This window comes from Fuerstiella marisgermanici, assembly GCF_001983935.1.
Taxonomy (GTDB): domain Bacteria; phylum Planctomycetota; class Planctomycetia; order Planctomycetales; family Planctomycetaceae; genus Fuerstiella; species Fuerstiella marisgermanici.
This window is the reverse complement of the sequence record NZ_CP017641.1, coordinates 5,467,934-5,484,647: the sequence shown is the minus strand read 5'-3', so window position 1 is coordinate 5,484,647 and position 16,714 is coordinate 5,467,934. Positions and strand designations below refer to the sequence as shown.

The 16,714-nt window shown below is 57.1% G+C and carries 11 protein-coding genes; 3 read left to right on the top strand and 8 right to left on the bottom strand.

Annotated features, from left to right (window positions below; all coding sequences use genetic code 11):
• Positions 1 to 23: 23 nt before the first annotated feature.
• The gene (pth, locus tag Fuma_RS20340; RefSeq protein ID WP_077025734.1) at positions 24 to 596 is read right to left on the bottom strand and encodes an aminoacyl-tRNA hydrolase; all 573 of its coding nucleotides are present in this window, start codon (positions 594 to 596) and stop codon (positions 24 to 26) included.
• A gap of 32 nt (positions 597 to 628) precedes the next feature.
• Entirely contained in the window at positions 629 to 1,213 is a 585-nt protein-coding gene (locus Fuma_RS20335) for a 50S ribosomal protein L25 (RefSeq protein WP_077025733.1), read from the bottom strand.
• A 435-nt stretch (positions 1,214 to 1,648) separates the two neighbouring features.
• Between Fuma_RS20335 and Fuma_RS20330 the strand changes: the two genes are divergently transcribed.
• Complete coding sequence (locus tag Fuma_RS20330; RefSeq protein ID WP_077025732.1) at positions 1,649 to 6,094, top strand: outer membrane protein assembly factor BamB family protein; 4,446 nt, start codon at positions 1,649 to 1,651, stop codon at positions 6,092 to 6,094.
• Positions 6,095 to 6,118: 24 nt separating this feature from the next.
• Here the strand turns inward: Fuma_RS20330 and Fuma_RS20325 are convergent, their stop codons facing one another.
• Positions 6,119 to 6,379: an RNA-binding S4 domain-containing protein gene (locus tag Fuma_RS20325; RefSeq protein ID WP_077025731.1), complete on the bottom strand. Its 261-nt coding sequence runs from the start codon at positions 6,377 to 6,379 to the stop codon at positions 6,119 to 6,121.
• 377 nt (positions 6,380 to 6,756) lie between these two features.
• Here Fuma_RS20325 and Fuma_RS20320 point away from each other — a divergent pair, with 377 nt between their 5' ends.
• Both Fuma_RS20320 and Fuma_RS20315 read left to right on the top strand, forming a co-directional pair.
• Positions 6,757 to 7,731, top strand: a complete 975-nt coding sequence (locus Fuma_RS20320; RefSeq protein WP_083732190.1) for a sugar ABC transporter substrate-binding protein — start codon at positions 6,757 to 6,759, stop codon at positions 7,729 to 7,731.
• A 146-nt stretch (positions 7,732 to 7,877) separates the two neighbouring features.
• On the top strand, positions 7,878 to 8,876 hold the full coding sequence (locus Fuma_RS20315) for an ABC transporter permease (protein ID WP_077025730.1): 999 nt from the start codon (positions 7,878 to 7,880) through the stop codon (positions 8,874 to 8,876).
• Positions 8,877 to 8,995: 119 nt separating this feature from the next.
• On the opposite strand, the gene Fuma_RS20310 is transcribed toward Fuma_RS20315, so the two are convergent.
• The 5 genes from Fuma_RS20310 to Fuma_RS20290 form a co-directional block, all read right to left on the bottom strand.
• Positions 8,996 to 9,280 carry an antibiotic biosynthesis monooxygenase family protein gene (locus tag Fuma_RS20310; RefSeq protein ID WP_077025729.1) on the bottom strand — a complete coding sequence of 95 codons (285 nt, stop codon included), beginning with the start codon at positions 9,278 to 9,280 and terminating at the stop codon, positions 8,996 to 8,998.
• 302 nt (positions 9,281 to 9,582) lie between these two features.
• Positions 9,583 to 11,733 carry an efflux RND transporter periplasmic adaptor subunit gene (locus Fuma_RS20305; RefSeq protein WP_077025728.1) on the bottom strand — a complete coding sequence of 717 codons (2,151 nt, stop codon included), beginning with the start codon at positions 11,731 to 11,733 and terminating at the stop codon, positions 9,583 to 9,585.
• Between the two features lie 178 nt (positions 11,734 to 11,911).
• Positions 11,912 to 13,783: an efflux RND transporter periplasmic adaptor subunit gene (locus Fuma_RS20300; protein WP_077025727.1), complete on the bottom strand. Its 1,872-nt coding sequence runs from the start codon at positions 13,781 to 13,783 to the stop codon at positions 11,912 to 11,914.
• On the bottom strand, positions 13,783 to 14,673 hold the full coding sequence (locus Fuma_RS20295) for an efflux RND transporter periplasmic adaptor subunit (protein ID WP_077025726.1): 891 nt from the start codon (positions 14,671 to 14,673) through the stop codon (positions 13,783 to 13,785). Before Fuma_RS20295 ends, Fuma_RS20300 begins: the two co-directional genes overlap by 1 nt.
• Positions 14,670 to 16,595 (bottom strand): preprotein translocase subunit SecA, encoded by a 1,926-nt coding sequence (locus Fuma_RS20290; RefSeq protein WP_083732189.1) that lies wholly within the window; start codon positions 16,593 to 16,595, stop codon positions 14,670 to 14,672. The genes Fuma_RS20295 and Fuma_RS20290 overlap by 4 nt, the downstream gene beginning before the upstream one ends.
• Positions 16,596 to 16,714: the final 119 nt, after the last annotated feature.

Below are 16,714 nucleotides of genomic sequence, written 5' to 3'. Positions count from 1 at the left end.
GCAGCTACTCCAAAAACAATGTTTTACGCTTCAGCAGGTCGATTGAACTGCGTCATGGTGGGTTTAATACCTTCGGCAACCCAGTATTCTACGGAATCCGCCGCTCGCAAAACTGCGTGTTCGACGTCTTCTTTTTCCTCTTCCCGAAACCGTCCGAGAACGTAGGAAGTCACATCCATTTTTCCGGGTGGACGCCCGATTCCGATTCTCAGTCTGGGAAAATCCTGATGTCCCAGTCGCTGAATAATGCTGACCAACCCTTTTTGGCCTCCTGCCGACCCTGAGGGTCTCCAGCGAAGCCGACCAGTTGGAAGGTTCATGTCATCACAGATGACGACAATATCTTCTGCGGCCACTTGGTAAAAGTTCACTAACGGCCAGACAGCATTACCACTCAAATTCATATAGGTCAAAGGAGCTACTAACAGCACCTTCTCGCCGCCGATCATCACGTCCTGGATGTCCGCCTGATGCTTGTTCTGCGGTTTCTCAGCAGAACAACGCTTCGCCAGTTCGGCTAGTGCGTCAAACCCGACATTATGCCGGGTTCCCGCGTACTTTGCACCCGGGTTTCCGAGCCCGATCACTAACTTCATGGCACGAAAACCCGAATTCGAACTTCCGTCAACTACTCAGCTGCAGGCGCTGCGGCCGCCGCTTCTTCTTTCTTCGGATCGTACAGCTGAGCAACAACGGTGTCGCCATCTGTATTGATTTTCACAGTCTCAGGAGCCTTTAACTGGCTTACTTTGACCGTATCGCCAACCTTCAATGCCGCAACGCGAATCGGGATGTTCGTTGGAACGCGAAACGCCGGACACGTTACAGAAACATATTTGACTTTGTGTCGAAGCTGGGCGCCCACTTTAAGTGCAGCGGGCTCTCCTCGAATCACCAAAGGCACATCGACGGTAGTCACGGCGTCCGGATCGACTCGCATCAAGTCGAGGTGGCGCACATGAGTACTGTAGATGTCCCACTGCAGTTCCTGCACAACGGCCTTGTCGACGGTGCCGTCCAGTTCAACGTCGACAACTTTTGAGCCGCCAGCGACTAATCGCTCGACGTCGTCAGCAGCAACCGTAATATTGACAGCGTCTTTTTTGAAGCCATACAGGTTTCCGGGCACGCGACCCTGCTTACGCAAACGACGTGTATTGCGTGTGCCGAGCACCTTGCGGTTTTCTGCTGACAGACGAAAGTCTTCCGTCATGTCCGTAATCCCTGTTCTGTAAGTTGAGTGAGAATAATCAATAAAATAAGGCGGTCTCAGGATTGCTCTGTGGCACCCGGCAGGCTGTCGCCGTGCCAGGCATGTTTCCGGGAACCGCTGATAAAGCTATGTTTTCGGCCGCTTAGTGCGGCGTCATCAGCCGGAAAAGCGCAGAACTCTGGCGTGCTGGCCAAAATTCAGAACGCGGAAGGATACCGGCCTGATGTCAGGTGTTCAACAGTAATGCAATGATTCCCGCAGATCAGACGGCATTGTGGCATTTGACCACGGATCGGCCCGGCAAAGTCTGCGAGTTCACCATTGGACCCGCTGACGCCGGAATCATAAGATCCTGTAGTCGAGATCAAGCCGTACTCCACGGCTTCGATCCTCCCCGGATACCTTTTTGGCGGGCAAAAATCCGTGTGCAGCCTCTTGTCCACTCGAAATGGCCTGACCGTATTCCTGCTGTTCTTCGCAGCACAAGTCCAGACCGCAGTCTGTGATGAGCCAGACAGTTCCGCAGATACTGATGATGCGGCCGTCGAGGATGCCAGCCGCGGTTTGCTCATCGACCGCAAGACTGTAACGACGCTGCAGGCCGCGCGGGACTATCTGCAGGCGGGAAACACCGACGCAGCGTTCTATGAGTTCCGTCGGCTGCAGACGGCCGATCCTTCGACGATGGTCCCTAGTGCGAGCGGATCGGAGGCGTTCGTCCCCTTGTTTCGCGTTCTGTTCGACCTGTTCTTCGATTTTCCTGAAGATGTCCGGCAAAGGCAGGCCACGCGAGACGCGAATCTGGCGGATCAAACACTCGATGAGATTCTGGAAAGCGGTGACCTTAAGTCGATGCCGCAGTTGATTCAGGAAATGCCCGGCACGGCGGCCTCTATTCAGTCTCACTTAATTCTGGCCCGACTGCATGTGGCTCAAGGACACTATCTGGCGGCTCGAGCCTGGTTGGTGCCCCTGCTGAAAGATCAGATTCCTGCCGAGTTCCGGGACGGCGCCGGCAATGTGATGGACCAATTGAAAGCGGACGGAGCGTCGACTGAGCTTTCAGAATCAACGCCTCCGACCGCCACCGACCGCGAGGAGCCTACAAAGTCGCTTGATAACGTTGTTGTGCCCACGCATCTGCGGTGGCAGTTTCATCCGTTGTCGTCGCCAAGTCTGGGCCAGCGAATCAGAATATTTCGAGACGCCGCGCGGCAGGCGAGCGTGATCCCCGAAACCACGTGGCGGGACACGGTGGATGGCGACGTGTTGTATCGTCGAACGCTGCGTGGCGTCGCGGCGATCGACCTGAAATCCGGGCAACCACAGTGGCACTATCCGCTGCTGCCAGCTTTGGACGGCCAGATCGAAGGCGATCGAACCCTAAATACGGCGAATGCCGACGTCGCTTTTTCGCGGCTTGAAAATACTGTACTCGCCACTTTGTTCTGTCGCGACAACGTGCTGGGGCGAGTGTCGTCGGATAGCGATCAGCTATATGTGGTTGCCAGCGAGGAAGGGGCAGGAAAAACCACGGCGACTGTCAATCGCGCATTTGGGCGTCGCATGACCACGCCTCAAGCAACGGACTCGCGGCTAATCGCGTTGGAGAAAGCAACGGGCCGTCGAGTCTGGACGACTTCCGGCGAAACATTTGGGGAGACGATTGGCAGTCGGTCAGAAACGTTCTGGATGTCCGGCCCACCAACGCCGGTGCGAGGAAGGCTGTACGGCGTTTTTGAATGGAACGGCGAAATTCAACTCGGCTGCCTGGCGGCGACAACCGGCGAACTGATTTGGAATCGCCTACTCGCGTTTCCGGACCAGTCCATCGAGAAAGATCCTGCGCGGCGTTTGTGGAAAGCGAGTCCGGTTGTTGATGGCGGTCTAATCTGGTGCCCCACCACCACTGGCTGGACAGTTTGCGTCGATCAGCTCACACGGTCCGTTTTGTGGGCCAGCTCCATGCATGATGACGAACACGATCCGGTCACGCGTTTGCGCCGTGGTCAGCCGGTTGCCACAACGCCGACGGTCAGCATTAACCGGCGATGGCCGGAATCCCGGTTAATCACGTCTGGCGAGCACCTAATCGTACTTCCTCACGAAGCCCATGAAATCGTCGTATTGAACGCGTTGACGGGCGAGCAGGTTCGGCGTCTGAAGGTTGGCCCTTCAGCCGTTTTTCTGCATGCCGCGGACGGCCGAGTCGTCATTGTTGAGCCACACGGCGGTCACCAATCGGGTCCGCCTGAGACTACGAAATCGGAAAGCGCTGTGGTGCGAAGTCTTCATGTGGCGACAGACGGCGACGACTGGTCGATCGAAATTCCCGCGGCAGCCGGCGTGCCAACCGGTCGTGGCGTGTTGCGCGACGGAGCACTGCTGGTGCCAATGTCGTCGGGTTTGGTCGCCAAAGTGAGTCTTCAGGAAAAGTCTGTCTCCGTCACTGAGGAGGTCGTTCTTCCCGTGAACGGTTGGGGCCATTTAGTTGCTTCTGAGTCGCTGGAAAACGATCTGCTTCATTCGTCGCCCGAACGGCTGTCTCGGATTTCTCAAACCGAATCCACCGAGTTACCTCAAGACGTTATTGAGCAGGCCACCGGGCTAATGGCGGCAAAGAAATGGCAGGAGGCACTCGACCTGCTAACGGACATGCCGGAATTTGCATTGCGGTTTGCAGAAGCAAAGTCGCTGCGGTTTGAATGCTTTCAGCAGCTTGCCTTGCAGGATCCTCAACAGTATTTGCCGCAGTTAAAAGCTGAAGCCACGACGCCCGACCAGCAGCTGAATGTCAAGGTGTTTGAAGCGTCGTGGCTTGTCACTCAGGACGATCCCGCAGCCGCTGCTCCGCTATTAGTCGAAATTCTGAAGCTGCGTCCTGCCCGGTTGTCGACTCCCGCGCCACTGACGTTGCCAACGCCAGATCTGGAATCGCAAGCCGATTCGGATGTGATCCCCGTCACTCAATCTCTACTCACATGGGCCACGTCAGAATACTCGCGATTGCTGCAGTCCGAAGCCGACCACGGCGTCTTATTGCCGCAGCTTGAAGGAGTTTCTCCGACGGTGTTGTTGAATATCCGCGCCCCTGCGATTCGGCCGGAACTACATCGCTATCTCGACGCGCAGCAAACGCTTAGTGAAGCATCGACGCACTTGCTCCGCCACAGCATTGCCCTTGCCATTAAGCAGCAGGCGGCATCGGGTAATGAGGCACCTGACTTCAGTGCAGAGGTGGCCGTGTTGGAAAGGCTGCTCGATCTTGCAGCTTCCTCCGACCGTGACCAGGCATCTGTTCGAGCCGTTCAGTTGCTTCTAAATACCGCGATGCTTGACTTGCCGCCGGAGTTTGTCGAAGCGGCGGTCGCTTCCAACAGTCCACTCATTTCAAAATTGGCGACAAGTGAACGGCTCGACGAAAACTTCCGATCCCGCATGCAGTCGCAGTTTGAACGGTGGACCGACCAGCTATACCACGCGTTACCGGTGGGGCGAGCCATGTCCATGCCTCGCACTGTTGATCTTTTTTCGGCGCTGGTTTCAGACGATCCGTTTCTGCGAGAATACAAGTGGTCAGTCATGCGAGGCGAGTACGGCCGACTGCAGGCAGAACGTGTGGCCTCAGCGGATGTCGAGCAATGGTCGCTGCCCGGCGATCTAAAGGTTCAGGGAACGTACACTCAACAATCCGACTTGTTACAGCGATATGGCAGCATGCTGTTGCTGACCAGTTTCAGCGGCGTTGCCGGGATTTCGGTCCTTGACCAACAGGTTGTCTGGTCACGTGCCAGTGCCTCAGTCGGCGGTTCGTTTTCGTCCGGCCCGCGAAGCAATTTTGAGAAGTTCGATGCTGGCAGGGAAAAGCTTCCGTCTCACGTGGCATCCAGCATGTACCAGATTGCGGGTGTTGGCGATGGTTGGGTGTGTGTGCGTCAAAAACGTTCGATCGAAGTGGTCGACGTGCTGTCCGGGATCACACTGTGGTCGGCCGACCTGCCAGCACAATTCAATCGGGTTATCACCAGTGATGATGTCGTCATCGTGGCTGGAACAGCCGTCAACCAGACGATCATTTTTGATGGCCAGACAGGGAACCGTTTAGAGCCCGTGAAGCAGAATCGTTCCATCCGCAAAGCCATTCGCGGCATTGGTCGATGGATCGTTTATTGGCAGGACGCCGACAACGCAGGCGAGCATCGGCTGCAATGGGTGGCCCCGCTTTCCGGTGAGCAGCATCGTGAAGTGGTCCTTGCCGACGCGACTCGGTTTGGTTTTCTGGACGACGAAACGCTGGTTGGTTTCAACGACAACCAGAGGATGCTGACAGTCGATTTGCAGACCGGCGAAACCAGGCGAGTGAACTTCAAAACGGAAGCCGACGCCGAAGTGCCGGAAGGAGATGCTCCGAATCGACTGTGGAGCGCTGAACGAGTCCAGGTGGCGACGGACGCGGTGAACTTCTATTTCTTGAATTACGAGGAAAAAGAACAAGGCGTGATGATGCAGCCGTCCGGCCGAAACATGTTGCGGTTCACTGGCGGCGTTCGCGCAGTTGATCGCGAAACCGGGGAATTCCGATGGGGCATCGCCGAGCGTGGAAACCTGCTGGCAACAACAGATCAGCCCGACCTACCCCTGCTGGTTTTGATTGAAACGACGCCAATTAAAGGTGTCCAGCCGGTCCGCACTTCGAATGAGACCGTTTTTCGAGGCGTCAACAAAATGACGGGCACAGAATTGTTTCGTCAGCCGGTCCCATCACGCTACGGGTTGCGTTACACGTGGATTTCATCGGATGCCGCTAACACGCTGGACATTGGCGTCTACGGCAGCCGCATTCGGATGCAGGGCGAAGGTGGACCGCAACTGGTGCCGTAGCTTCGCGAGCGAAATTTTACAGCGTCAGGATTCAGGGGCTTCTTCGTCGGCCTCGCCCGTATCGGGCGTTGTTTCAATCACGAAGTCCTCGCCGTTGACGTTGACGACATCGCCGTGCTTCAGCTTTCGGCCCCGGCGAGTTTCCACTTCACCGTTGACGCGGATCGCGCCCGATCGAACCAGATGCTTGGCCGCACCGCCGGATTCGGCAAGGTCGGCCAGCTTTAGAAATTTGTCTAACTGGATCGTCTCGCCTTCGTTGGGCCGTTCTTCCGCTTCTGACATTGCTCGCTCGTAGATGAATATTTTGTGGCTGACTCTCCCGCGGTCAGTCCGCCGGGCTGGAATCCTACGCGGGCGGGCGATTCGTCGCCAGCGGCTCTTTCTGAGTTCCGGATTGCAAGTCTCGCTTGGGGTGGCACTTCCGCTGTTTTGCGTTCGCCACGGTCGAACGGAATCCTGGCGGGCGTCAAATCGTCCGGGGTGCTGTTGTCAGAAGTGCCGTCCGGTTACATTACGAGTTCCGGTCTACAGCGTTTCCCGCTGACTTGTGGCCGCGGAAATCGTTTTTTGTTCTACGTGGGCCGGTTCCCACGAGCCAGAACCATGTACAACAAAACGTAAACTGCTCTAAAACAATATTCCTGCTACCGAATAATCCTATGACTGTTTTTCGCGGCTGTTCCACTTTGGTTTTCTCCGCACTGCTGGCCATCTTCGTCGGGTGCGGCGATTCTGACTCTGCCTCAACGGCGTCCAACACCTCCGCCACATCGTCCGACGCGCCGCGCATCGCGATCGTGATGAAGTCGCTCGCCAACGAGTTCTTCGCCACGATGGCCGCTGGTGCTGAGGAGCACCAAAAACAGAATTCGGACAAATACGGACTGATCGTCAACGGCATCAAGGACGAAACGGATCTCAGTGGGCAGGTGTCACTGGTTGAACAAATGATCGCTCAGCAGGTTGACGCTATCGTAATCGCGCCAGCGGATTCGAAGGCACTGGTTCCGGTGTTAATGCGAGCTCAGGAAGCTGGCATTGTCGTGGTCAACATCGACAACAAGCTGGACGAAGAGGTTCTCAAATCCAGCGATGCCACCATTCCCTTCGTCGGCCCGGACAACAAAGCGGGCGCAAAGAAAGTGGGCGAACATCTGGCCGCAGCAATGCAGGAAGGCGACAAAGTGGCGATTCTGGAAGGCATCCAAACTTCCTTTAATGGCCAGCAACGCAAGCTGGGTTTCGAAGAAGCTCTGACGGCCGCCAAGCTGGAAGTGGTCGCGTCGCAATCGGCCAGGTGGGAAATGAGCATCGCGAACCAAACGGCCGCGGGCATGCTGACGGCTCACCCGGACCTGAAAGCGATTCTCGCCTGCAACGACAACATGGCGTTGGGAGCCCTTGCTGCGGTCAAAGAAGCCGATCGTCTGGCTGGTGTGAAGATCGTCGGCTTCGACAACATCTCCGCCGTGCGTCAGGCAATTGAGCTCGGAGAAATCCTCGCCACGGCCGACCAGCACGGCGACCAGCTCGCCGTCTTCGGCATCGAATACGCCCTGGAAGCCATCGAAACCGGCAAGGCCCCGGGCGACAAGGAAACACCGGTCGATCTGATCACAGCGGATTCGATTTGAGGCAGGGTTGCTCCATCAGGAGAACGCCAACTGGCAATTCACGCGAATTCCATAATGATCGCGGCGTTACCTGATTCAACCGGTACTTTCTCGCCCCTATCCTGCGACTGGTTTTCTTCCCGCGTCCTTGCTGAACGCTCACCCGCATGCTGCGTCCTCACAAAAGTCATTTGAAATCCATTCTGATCGGTGAGCACCTTGGGTTGCTGATCGTTCTTGGGATGCTGGTGGCGTTCTTTGGGGTGAAGACGGATCACTTCTTCAGTGTCCCGACTCTTAAAGCGATCGTGAACCAGATTCCGGCACTCACGCTGGTGTCTGTCGGCATGACGTTTGTGTTGATCACCGGTGGAATTGACCTGGCCGTTGGGTCTGTGTTGGCGTTCAGTGCTGCCGTGCTGGGTGTGTTGATGGTGAATCACGAGCTGTCGATTTGGATGGCCGTTCCGCTGGCTATTGTTGTCGGGGGAATCTGCGGGCTGATCAGCGGCGGTATTAGCGTGCTGGCCGGGATTCCGTCGTTTATCGTGAGTCTCGGCGTGTTGCAGGTGGCGCGAGGACTGACTTATCTGCTGACAGAATCTCGATCAATGTTCATCGTTCGGGGCACCGGCATGGCGTTCATCGGCGAACGCATTGGCGCGCTGGGAGTTTCGCCCGCGTTTCTGTTCGCGCTGGCTGCTGTGGGTGTGTCGCAGTTCGTGCTGCATCGCACTGTATTCGGCCGCTACAGCATGGCGATCGGGTTTAACGAAACCGTCGTGCGCTACAGCGGTGTCGAAACCAAGTGGATTCGTATTGGCGCGTTTGTGGTCAGCGGCGCGTTAGCGGCGGCGGCCGGGGTGATTGAAACGTCGCGCATCAGCGTTGTGGATCCGAATGCCGCGATTGGTTTCGAACTGCTGGCGATCGCGGCTGCCGTGATCGGTGGCACCAGTCTGATGGGCGGACGAGGGTCGATGATCAACACATTTTTCGGTGTGTTGATCATCGCCGTATTGCAATCCGGCCTGGTCCAGATGAACGTCAGCGAAGGAGCCAAATACGTCACCACGGGCAGCGTTATCGTGCTGGCCGTGTTGCTGGACGCGTCTCGCAGCCGGTTGCGAGACGCGGTCGCCCGACTTCGTGGCCGCCGCCGTTAAAACTCAAATTCTGCCGACAACAGCAAATCTCGCTGACTGGTGGCCGCAGAACATGCAATTCGGACTACGAAGGCTGTTTCCCATGAGCCCGAACCATCCACAACAAAAGCGGAACTGTTCTAGTTCTTGTAGATCTTGTGTTGAGGGCGTCCAGACAGAATCTGTTCTTTGCCCCAGTTGGTCACAGCGCGGAAGGCGTCGCTGCGGATGAATTCCGTGAAGGCATTTTCGTCCGTCCATTCGCTGGTGATCAGGTACGATGCGCCGTCGGCCACGTCTTTCCACAGCGTGGAACTCGTGTGTCCTTCGGCGGCGTTCAGAGCGTCAATGACGGCGGCAAATTTGTCTTCGAAGTCCTGCTGTTTGCCTTCGATAACGTGATAGTTCATTCCGACGGTGATCATCGTTGTCTTGTTTCCATTTCAAATGTGTGAATTGACCGGCTGTGACCTCGCAGTTTAGCAGCTTAAGCGAACAATTGCCTGCGATGTCGGTCGATCTCCTGGAGTCTGGATCGGGTGCGTATGCCGCTGTAGTGGATTTCGCCTGAAATCCCGATCTGCGGTGGAATCGCAGGAACTCTGGCGAGTCCCACTAAAATGCACCACGCCCCAACCAGAGGCGACACCGCTCTGAGTCGAGCGCATGTTGCGTCGACGAACGGTGATTGCGTGAATCGATCGGAGCCACCCTTGGGTAAGTTGAACTACTCACGGCGCAACTTACCTTCTACCCATGATGTCAGAACTCGCCCCATCGAGCCCCGGTTTGCGGTAAGTTCCACAACACCGGTTTGTCCCGTGCCGAATGCGTTGAGTGAGCCTTCCTTCAACTTGATTCGGCCTGAAAAATGAGGCTCCAGCAGTTGCCATTGCTGGTCCGTCGATTCGCCGCTGGGCACCTGCTTGACCGCCAGCGGCCCGCCCGCCGTCACAGCCAGCGACGGGTAACGCAGCGCAGTCGAACCTCGCGGTTCAATTTCGGCAATCACGCCCGTGAGATCGTTGTAAGTGGATCCCCAGATGTGAACCTGAGCTGGCTGGTGCAAGGCGGTTCGCATGGACGCGATATCGGATTGAGCGACCACAAAACGCACCGACCGCTGTTGGTCGTTGCCCAGCAGCATTAGCTCCGTCCCCGCTGTGACCCAGCGATCCGCAAAGTCGGACAAGCGGCGACTCAAAACGGTGCCATTGTCAATGGCGCGAACGGTCAGTGAATCCGCCTGAGCCTGCAATTCGTTCAACCGTTTTTGCACGGCTGCTGCATTCTCCTGCTCGATCTGAAACGCGGCCAGCTTTCCCTCGCGATGATACTTCGTTGTGTCCAATCGTGATGTTTCTGCGGCAAGCTGCAACTGTTGAATTCGAGCCGTTAGTTCCACGTTCTCGAGTGTGAACAATGACTGACCGGTTGTCACGCTGTCGCCTGGCCGGACGTGAATCTTTCGCACAAAGCCCGACGTGGCGGCTCGCACTGTGATGACCGGGGCGTAGTCGACAGTAGCCGCCAGCTGAATGCGTTCCACGTATGGAACGTAATTCCAGACACCAAATGTCAGCGCCGCCATAGATGCTGTGATCAATGAAAACCGAAGCCGGTTCGGCGGATTGATCGGGTCTGAAAGAATGATGTACTTCACGAACTTGAATGCTGGCAGCAGTAACCACAAACACAATGCCACGGCGGCCAGCACGATGCCCGCCCCGTGATACAACGCGGCGGCGGCCAATGTTAGCGAGACCAGAATCAGTATCTTCCATACAAGCGACGCGAGTCCGTACATGCGCACGATCAGTCGGCGACCTTCCGGCCATTCCGGTGGCTGTTCTTGCAAGCCCAGCAGCCAGCGGCGAGCCAGCGACATAGTATCCTGCTGGCCGTGAGTCGCCAGGTTCGGCAGGTCAAACGCGTCAGTCAGAATGTAGTAGCCATCGAACCTCATCAGCGGGTTCATGTTAAACAGCAGCGTCACAAACCCGGCCGTTACAATCACGTTGCAGGCGTGAAACTGGATGATCGCAGAATTGGTCGATGTCCAAATAATTGCGGCGACGGCCGCGATGAAGAATTCGGCGTACATCCCCGCCGCCGACACGATGACTCGTTGCCACTTCGATCCAAAACGCCACGCCGAAGTTACGTCCACATAGGGAAGCGGCACGAACAATAGCAGCAAAATGCCAGCTTCCCGCGTGTCGCCGCCGAATCTGTCGCAGGCCAGACCATGAGCCGCCTCGTGAATTACCTTTAGCAACAGTGCCGTCAGTCCCAGCCATACCCAGTTATCCGCCGCGACCAGCGATGATACGGAACTTCCGAAATGTTCGAAGTTCATCCACAGTCGGTACGCTCCCAGCAGCACCACCACCAACCACAGTCCAGCACCGACGCTGCTAAAGCACCAGTTCATTCCGCCGGACAGTGATCGCAGCAGGGACTGAGGTCGCCCCAGCGGAATCTTTAGCATCAACGGGTTAAGCCATTCACGCTTCTTTCGGCTTGCGTCTCGTTCGGCTTGTTCCTGCAACCGATTTACCGATGCTGACTGCTTTGTAGAGGCCAGGGAGTTGTCTACCAGCCAGCGACAGAACGCGGCGGCCTGAGTTTCCGTGAACGCATCACCCCCGAGTTTGGTTGCGGTTTCAGCGACCGCATTTGCAATGGATGTTTGTCCGTCCAGCAATGAAAGAAACGTGTACTCCGGTGTTCCAATGCGGAAGAACTTCGAATTCGCCACGTCTTCGATCTGATAACAACCTGTATCTCCGGAGCGTTCCGGCCGCACGGTCAAATCACGCCGCAGTGTGAGACGAATGGCTCCGAGTTCGTAGCTGTGATTGTTGATCGTGTGCATGTTGGAATCGAAGGTTCTCAGGTTGAAAACTGAGGTCGTTGAGTCGTCCGGACTTCGGCGTGATGCAACCACGAAAGAAGGCGGACGCAAGCCGTTGGCTTCGGATCGACGCAAAATGGAACAATGCCAGGAGGTTGCAGATCGTTGCCTGTCTGTGACAGCGGCGCCATTCACGTTCTCAAAACGGAAGCGACTTCCTTAAATGCTCCCACGGTTTGTGAAACAGATTCCACGCCAGCGAATGAGTTTCGCCTTCGACGCGTGCGTAGCCCTTCATCCCCGGTCGAAGTTGTTCCGACGCGTTGCTTAACACGACCTCAGCGATGAACACATTGTCAGCGTCGCGGATCTCACTTCGAGGGTGGATGCGTTCAATGGTCCCGGTGAATGTCTCGTCGATGCCGTTGAACTTCACGCTCACTTCAAAGCCGGCCGCGACGTTGCTGAATTCATCATCTGGAATGGCTACCTCCACCGTGACGGGCGACAACTCAGCCACTTCGTACAACGCCTGCCCGATCGTCACGGGAGCGTTTTCGACTCGGTCCAGGTGCCCGTCCAGAACGATGCCGTTTACCGGCGATGTCACTTGCAGTTGAACTTTGCGGCGCTGCAGGACGTGCTCGCGAGCAGCGATGCGGCGGAGTTCCAGGGTGGCTCGTTGAGCCGCCGCGGCGTCACCTTGCAGCAGGCTGGAGTCGTGTTCTTTGGCCGCTTTTTCGCGTTCTGCAGCCAGCCCCGCGAGTTCCCAGCGTACATCGCGTCCGTCCATTGCGGCCAGCAGCTGCCCTGCTGTGACCACGTCGCCGGACTGCACGAACGTCTTTTCGATAAGGCCTTCATGGGGAGCCACGATGAACCGCCGCACGTCCGGTTCAGCCGCACAGTCGCAGTGAACGCGATATTGGACAGGAACGGCCAGGACCGCCGCCGCCAGCGTTGACGCGACAGTGAATCGCTTCAGCCAGCGCCAACGAGCCTTATTTGCTGGCTGCCGGAAGAACGTTGCGCTGGCTTGTTGTGACAGGCGTAGAGCGTCCGCGATTCGAGGACTGGCCACTCGCAATAGCGTGTCTGCGTCAGCCGGAATGTCTGTGCTGTCGTACACCGCCATCCACGCACCGACGACCTGATTGTCAGTCGTCTTAAGTGGATGACTGATCAGTTTTGTCGCCTGCAGTTCGCCACACAGTTTTCGGTGAGCCAGCAATGCAGTGCGGTCCTCATGGTCGTCAGCCGGGAAGGTCGACAGCGTCGCTCGGTCCACGCATTCATGTAGCGCATCTATCAGGCTGCTGGTCAGTGACGACCTCGAGTCGACGTTCGCCATTCCCGCCACCGCTTCTACCTTCAGGCGATGATCGCGGCCGCGTTTTCTGATCGCCAGAACAAATCCGCGACACCGCAAATGCTGGTTCAGAGTGTTCACCAGTGCCATGCAGCCGCTACGGAAGTTGTCGGCCGTTTCAATGGTCGCCAGCAAGTCCAGAGTTGCGGCGGTTGATCTTAGTTGTCGCTGAAGTTCCGTGTTTCGGTGGTCGCTATGCCACATTCCAATGTTGGCGGCGGCAAGTTGCAGAAGACTGTCGTCGGCACGTTCGTCCGGTGAAGTGACGATGGCCGCAGTGAGCACATCAGCAGCAATGGGTTGATCGAGGGGCGGGTTTGCATTGGACGAAGTTAGCGGCACACTGATCAGCGTAACGTTGCGGATGTTTGCTGCGTTAGTGGTGACGGTCAATCGCGATTGTTGAGCCTGTTCGGCGGTCGCGATGGCGTTGGTTAGAAACGCGTCGCTGTCGAAGGCTGGGCCGTCAAAGGTATGCGGTCCAAAATCCAGAGTTGCGTTTTCACCAGCGGTGAAGAAGCCGACGGCTGCGAACCTCGGACGTTGACTGAGCCACTTCGCCACCGCAGCGTAAAGTGCGTCGCGAGATTTCGCGGCTCGCATGATGGCGGCCAATTGCTGGACGGCCGAATCCGAAGCAGCGGCTGGACCGTCGGCGGCGTGGATGCGTTGCCGGGGCGCGGCGGTGCGAAGGCGACTCATTAACGCGCTCCTGTTGCGTTGCTGAGATGTTCAGGCATAGCGGCCTGCCTTGCTGGGACTGGATGACTTCGCCAAGGGGCGGCGAGCAATGCACATCGTCGGCCACTCCGCAGTTTTCCGTGGCGGTTGTCCAGCAGTACGTCGACCTGAACGGTGTTGCTGTCCGCGTCGATCACAGGCGAGATGAAGTCGATCGTCGCTTTTAGGTCTGCCCCGGTATGCAACAGTGTTACGGCAATCGGGTCGCCTGTTCGCAATGGTTCGGCGACGTCAGTCGAAGGATAAAAGCGGATGCGTAGCTGGGTGAGATTGGCAATAGTGAGCACGGTCGGCTGTGTCGTCGCTACGAATTCGCCCACTTCCCGATGCACCTCAGTGACGATGCCGTCCATCGGACTGACGACGGTGCGGCGGCGAATTTCCGCGTCGATGCGTTGGATGTCCAGCCGGCTTAGCAGTTCTTCATCTTCGACGGCTTCTAAGTCGGCGCGAGCGAGCTCAAGGTCCGACGCGGCCAGTTCTAATTCTCGTTTGCCGCCGTGCCCTTCTTCGCGAAGCTGCTGCAGTTGCTGAAGGTTGTGCTCGGCTCGCGCGACTTTGATTGTTGCAGCCTTCAGGCGGGCCGTCGATTTGGCGCGAGCTTCCGCCAACGCTCGGCGAGTCTGCAGGACTTGGGTATCCAGTGCCGCGACGGTCTGCCCAGCCTTCACCGTGTCGTTTCGTTTGACGTGCAACGTCGCCAGAATGCCAGTCTCGGACGCGGCCAGTTCAATGGTCTTGACCGGTTCGGTAAAGCCAATGATGTCGGTTGCGTGTGCGGTGGTTGACGTGATCGCAATAATGATCGTGGGCAGGCTCTTCAGGCAGCGTCGAAAATATTTCGATTTCATAGTACTGTCTCCATTCTGTTGCTCGCCTGTTTTTCAACGCCCTGCCCCACCAGTGTTTGCAATACGTCTTCCGCCCACAGATCCTGCTGCATCAGCTGCTGACGTTGCATGAAGTCGACATACTCCGCCTGGCGTTGAATGTTGCGTAGCTCCTGTTCCGCGTTTAGTTCTGCTTCACCGCCACGACCGGCTGTGCCACTGATTTTGCGAATTAAAGATCGCCCCATCGTCTTCAGCAGATCGTCGTCGGCCGACACAAACACCTGACACGAACCGGGATCGCCCTGCCGCGCCGCTCGGCCAATCAGTTGCCGGTCGACTCGATGACTGCGGTTCGGTTCGGCCGCGATCACATGCAGGCCGCCCGCGTCTCGGGATGCCGGCGTGAGTTTGATGTCGGTGCCGCGGCCGGCCATGTTCGTAGCGACGGTGATCGCGGCGGGTTGCCCGGCCAAAGCCACAATGGCCGCCTCTTCGGCATCCTGCATGCCGTTTAGCAGTTGATGAGTTAAGCCTTTCACTGCCAGCATGTCTGCAATCTGGCGGCTTTGTTCGATCGTGCGAGTTCCGATCAAAATCGGTTGCCCAACGCGATGCCGTGTGACCACGTCGGCGACGATGGCTTCATACTTCGCGTTTGCATCGCCGAAAAAGCGGGTCGGCAGCATCACGCGTTGTGACGGCCGATTCAGTGGAATCGGTACGACTTTCAATCTGAAGAAGCGTTGGAATTCGTCGATCGCGTCAGTCGCTGTCCCCGTTATGCCTGTGCCGCTGACATATTGCTGAAAGAAGCGTTGGCGGGAAATGCGGGCGAAGGAATTTGTTTCTGCTGTTAACTCTGCAGCTTCAATGAATTCGATCGCCTGGTGCAGGCCGTCTCGCAGCTTGCGATCCGGGAAGATGCGACCGGTGTGCTGGTCAACCAGAGCCACCTTTCCGCCCTGCACCACATAGTCCACGTCGCGCTGAAGCAGGTAGCGAGCTCGCAGTGCATGTTCGACGTAGATACGCCACGGCCGCTGCAACGTCACGTTGGCCGGTTTCAATGCGGCGATGTGCTGGCTGCCATTTTGCGAGATCGTAACCTGTTTGGCGGTGACGTCGATGGCGTAGTCCACACCGTCAGTCAACGTGTCCGCCGCTGCGGCGGCCAGCCGATATGGTTCGATGTCAGGCCTGTCGAAAGCGAAGAAGCTGATCACCAGCGGTGTGTTGGCTTCATCGATCAGGACACTGTCGATTTCATCAATAATAGTGACACGCCGTGCTGACTGCACAAGCTGCGGCGAGGATCGTGGAGTGTTGGATAACGATCTTATCCATGCATCGCCCAGAGCATCCTGTGGTTGCTGCCTTAAAGTGAGTTGATCGCGCAGGTAATCGAAACCAAATTCATAGCCGGTTCCGTAAGTGACGTCGCATTGATAAGCCGCTTGTTTGGCCGTATCACAATTTTCTTCGGGCAGCAGACTGATGCTAACACCGAGCAGTTCGAATGCCGGTTTCAGTTCGGCACAATCACGTTCCGCCAGATAGCTGTTGGTCGTGGCGACATGCACGTTGTGACCTTGCACAACGGCGTCGTAGACGGGCAGTAGAGTGACCAGAGTCTTGCCTTCGCCCGTCTGCATTTCGGCCAGATCGCCATCCGCGAGAACTCGGCCTGCCTGCAGTTGCACGTCGTAGTATGTGCGACCAGTTGCGCGGCGGACCGCTTCGGTAGCCAGCGCAAAAGTTTCAGTCTTATCTGCGGGTGCGTCGCGGAGTTCAAGAGAACGCGCCGTGAGTTGCCGGTCGGTCAACGCCTGAAGTTGCGTTGCTCGGGCGCGGATGTCGCCGACGTCAATCAACGACCGAGTCCGCTGTGGGGCACAGCGGCTGGACAGGCGTTGGGAGTTGGCGAAGAGTCTGGAGAGCATAAACAGATTCGCGAAATGAAATCAGAGGTCACGAAGTCGCAGAAAACCGCAGGGTTGGGTGAGCCGGATTTGCTGGAGCAGTTTCCCTTATGTTGTGAAGGGGGCGGGCTCGTGGGAAA

Coding starts and splice junctions, on each gene's coding strand:
- Fuma_RS20310 (WP_077025729.1), bottom strand. CDS start 9,280: ATGATCACCGTCGGAATGAACTATCACGTTATCGAAGGCAAACAGCAG.
- Fuma_RS20295 (WP_077025726.1), bottom strand. CDS start 14,673: ATGAAATCGAAATATTTTCGACGCTGCCTGAAGAGCCTGCCCACGATC.
- Fuma_RS20300 (WP_077025727.1), bottom strand. CDS start 13,783: ATGAGTCGCCTTCGCACCGCCGCGCCCCGGCAACGCATCCACGCCGCC.
- Fuma_RS20320 (WP_083732190.1), top strand. CDS start 6,757: ATGACTGTTTTTCGCGGCTGTTCCACTTTGGTTTTCTCCGCACTGCTG.
- Fuma_RS20305 (WP_077025728.1), bottom strand. CDS start 11,733: ATGCACACGATCAACAATCACAGCTACGAACTCGGAGCCATTCGTCTC.
- pth (WP_077025734.1), bottom strand. CDS start 596: ATGAAGTTAGTGATCGGGCTCGGAAACCCGGGTGCAAAGTACGCGGGA.
- Fuma_RS20335 (WP_077025733.1), bottom strand. CDS start 1,213: ATGACGGAAGACTTTCGTCTGTCAGCAGAAAACCGCAAGGTGCTCGGC.
- Fuma_RS20325 (WP_077025731.1), bottom strand. CDS start 6,379: ATGTCAGAAGCGGAAGAACGGCCCAACGAAGGCGAGACGATCCAGTTA.
- Fuma_RS20315 (WP_077025730.1), top strand. CDS start 7,878: ATGCTGCGTCCTCACAAAAGTCATTTGAAATCCATTCTGATCGGTGAG.
- Fuma_RS20290 (WP_083732189.1), bottom strand. CDS start 16,595: ATGCTCTCCAGACTCTTCGCCAACTCCCAACGCCTGTCCAGCCGCTGT.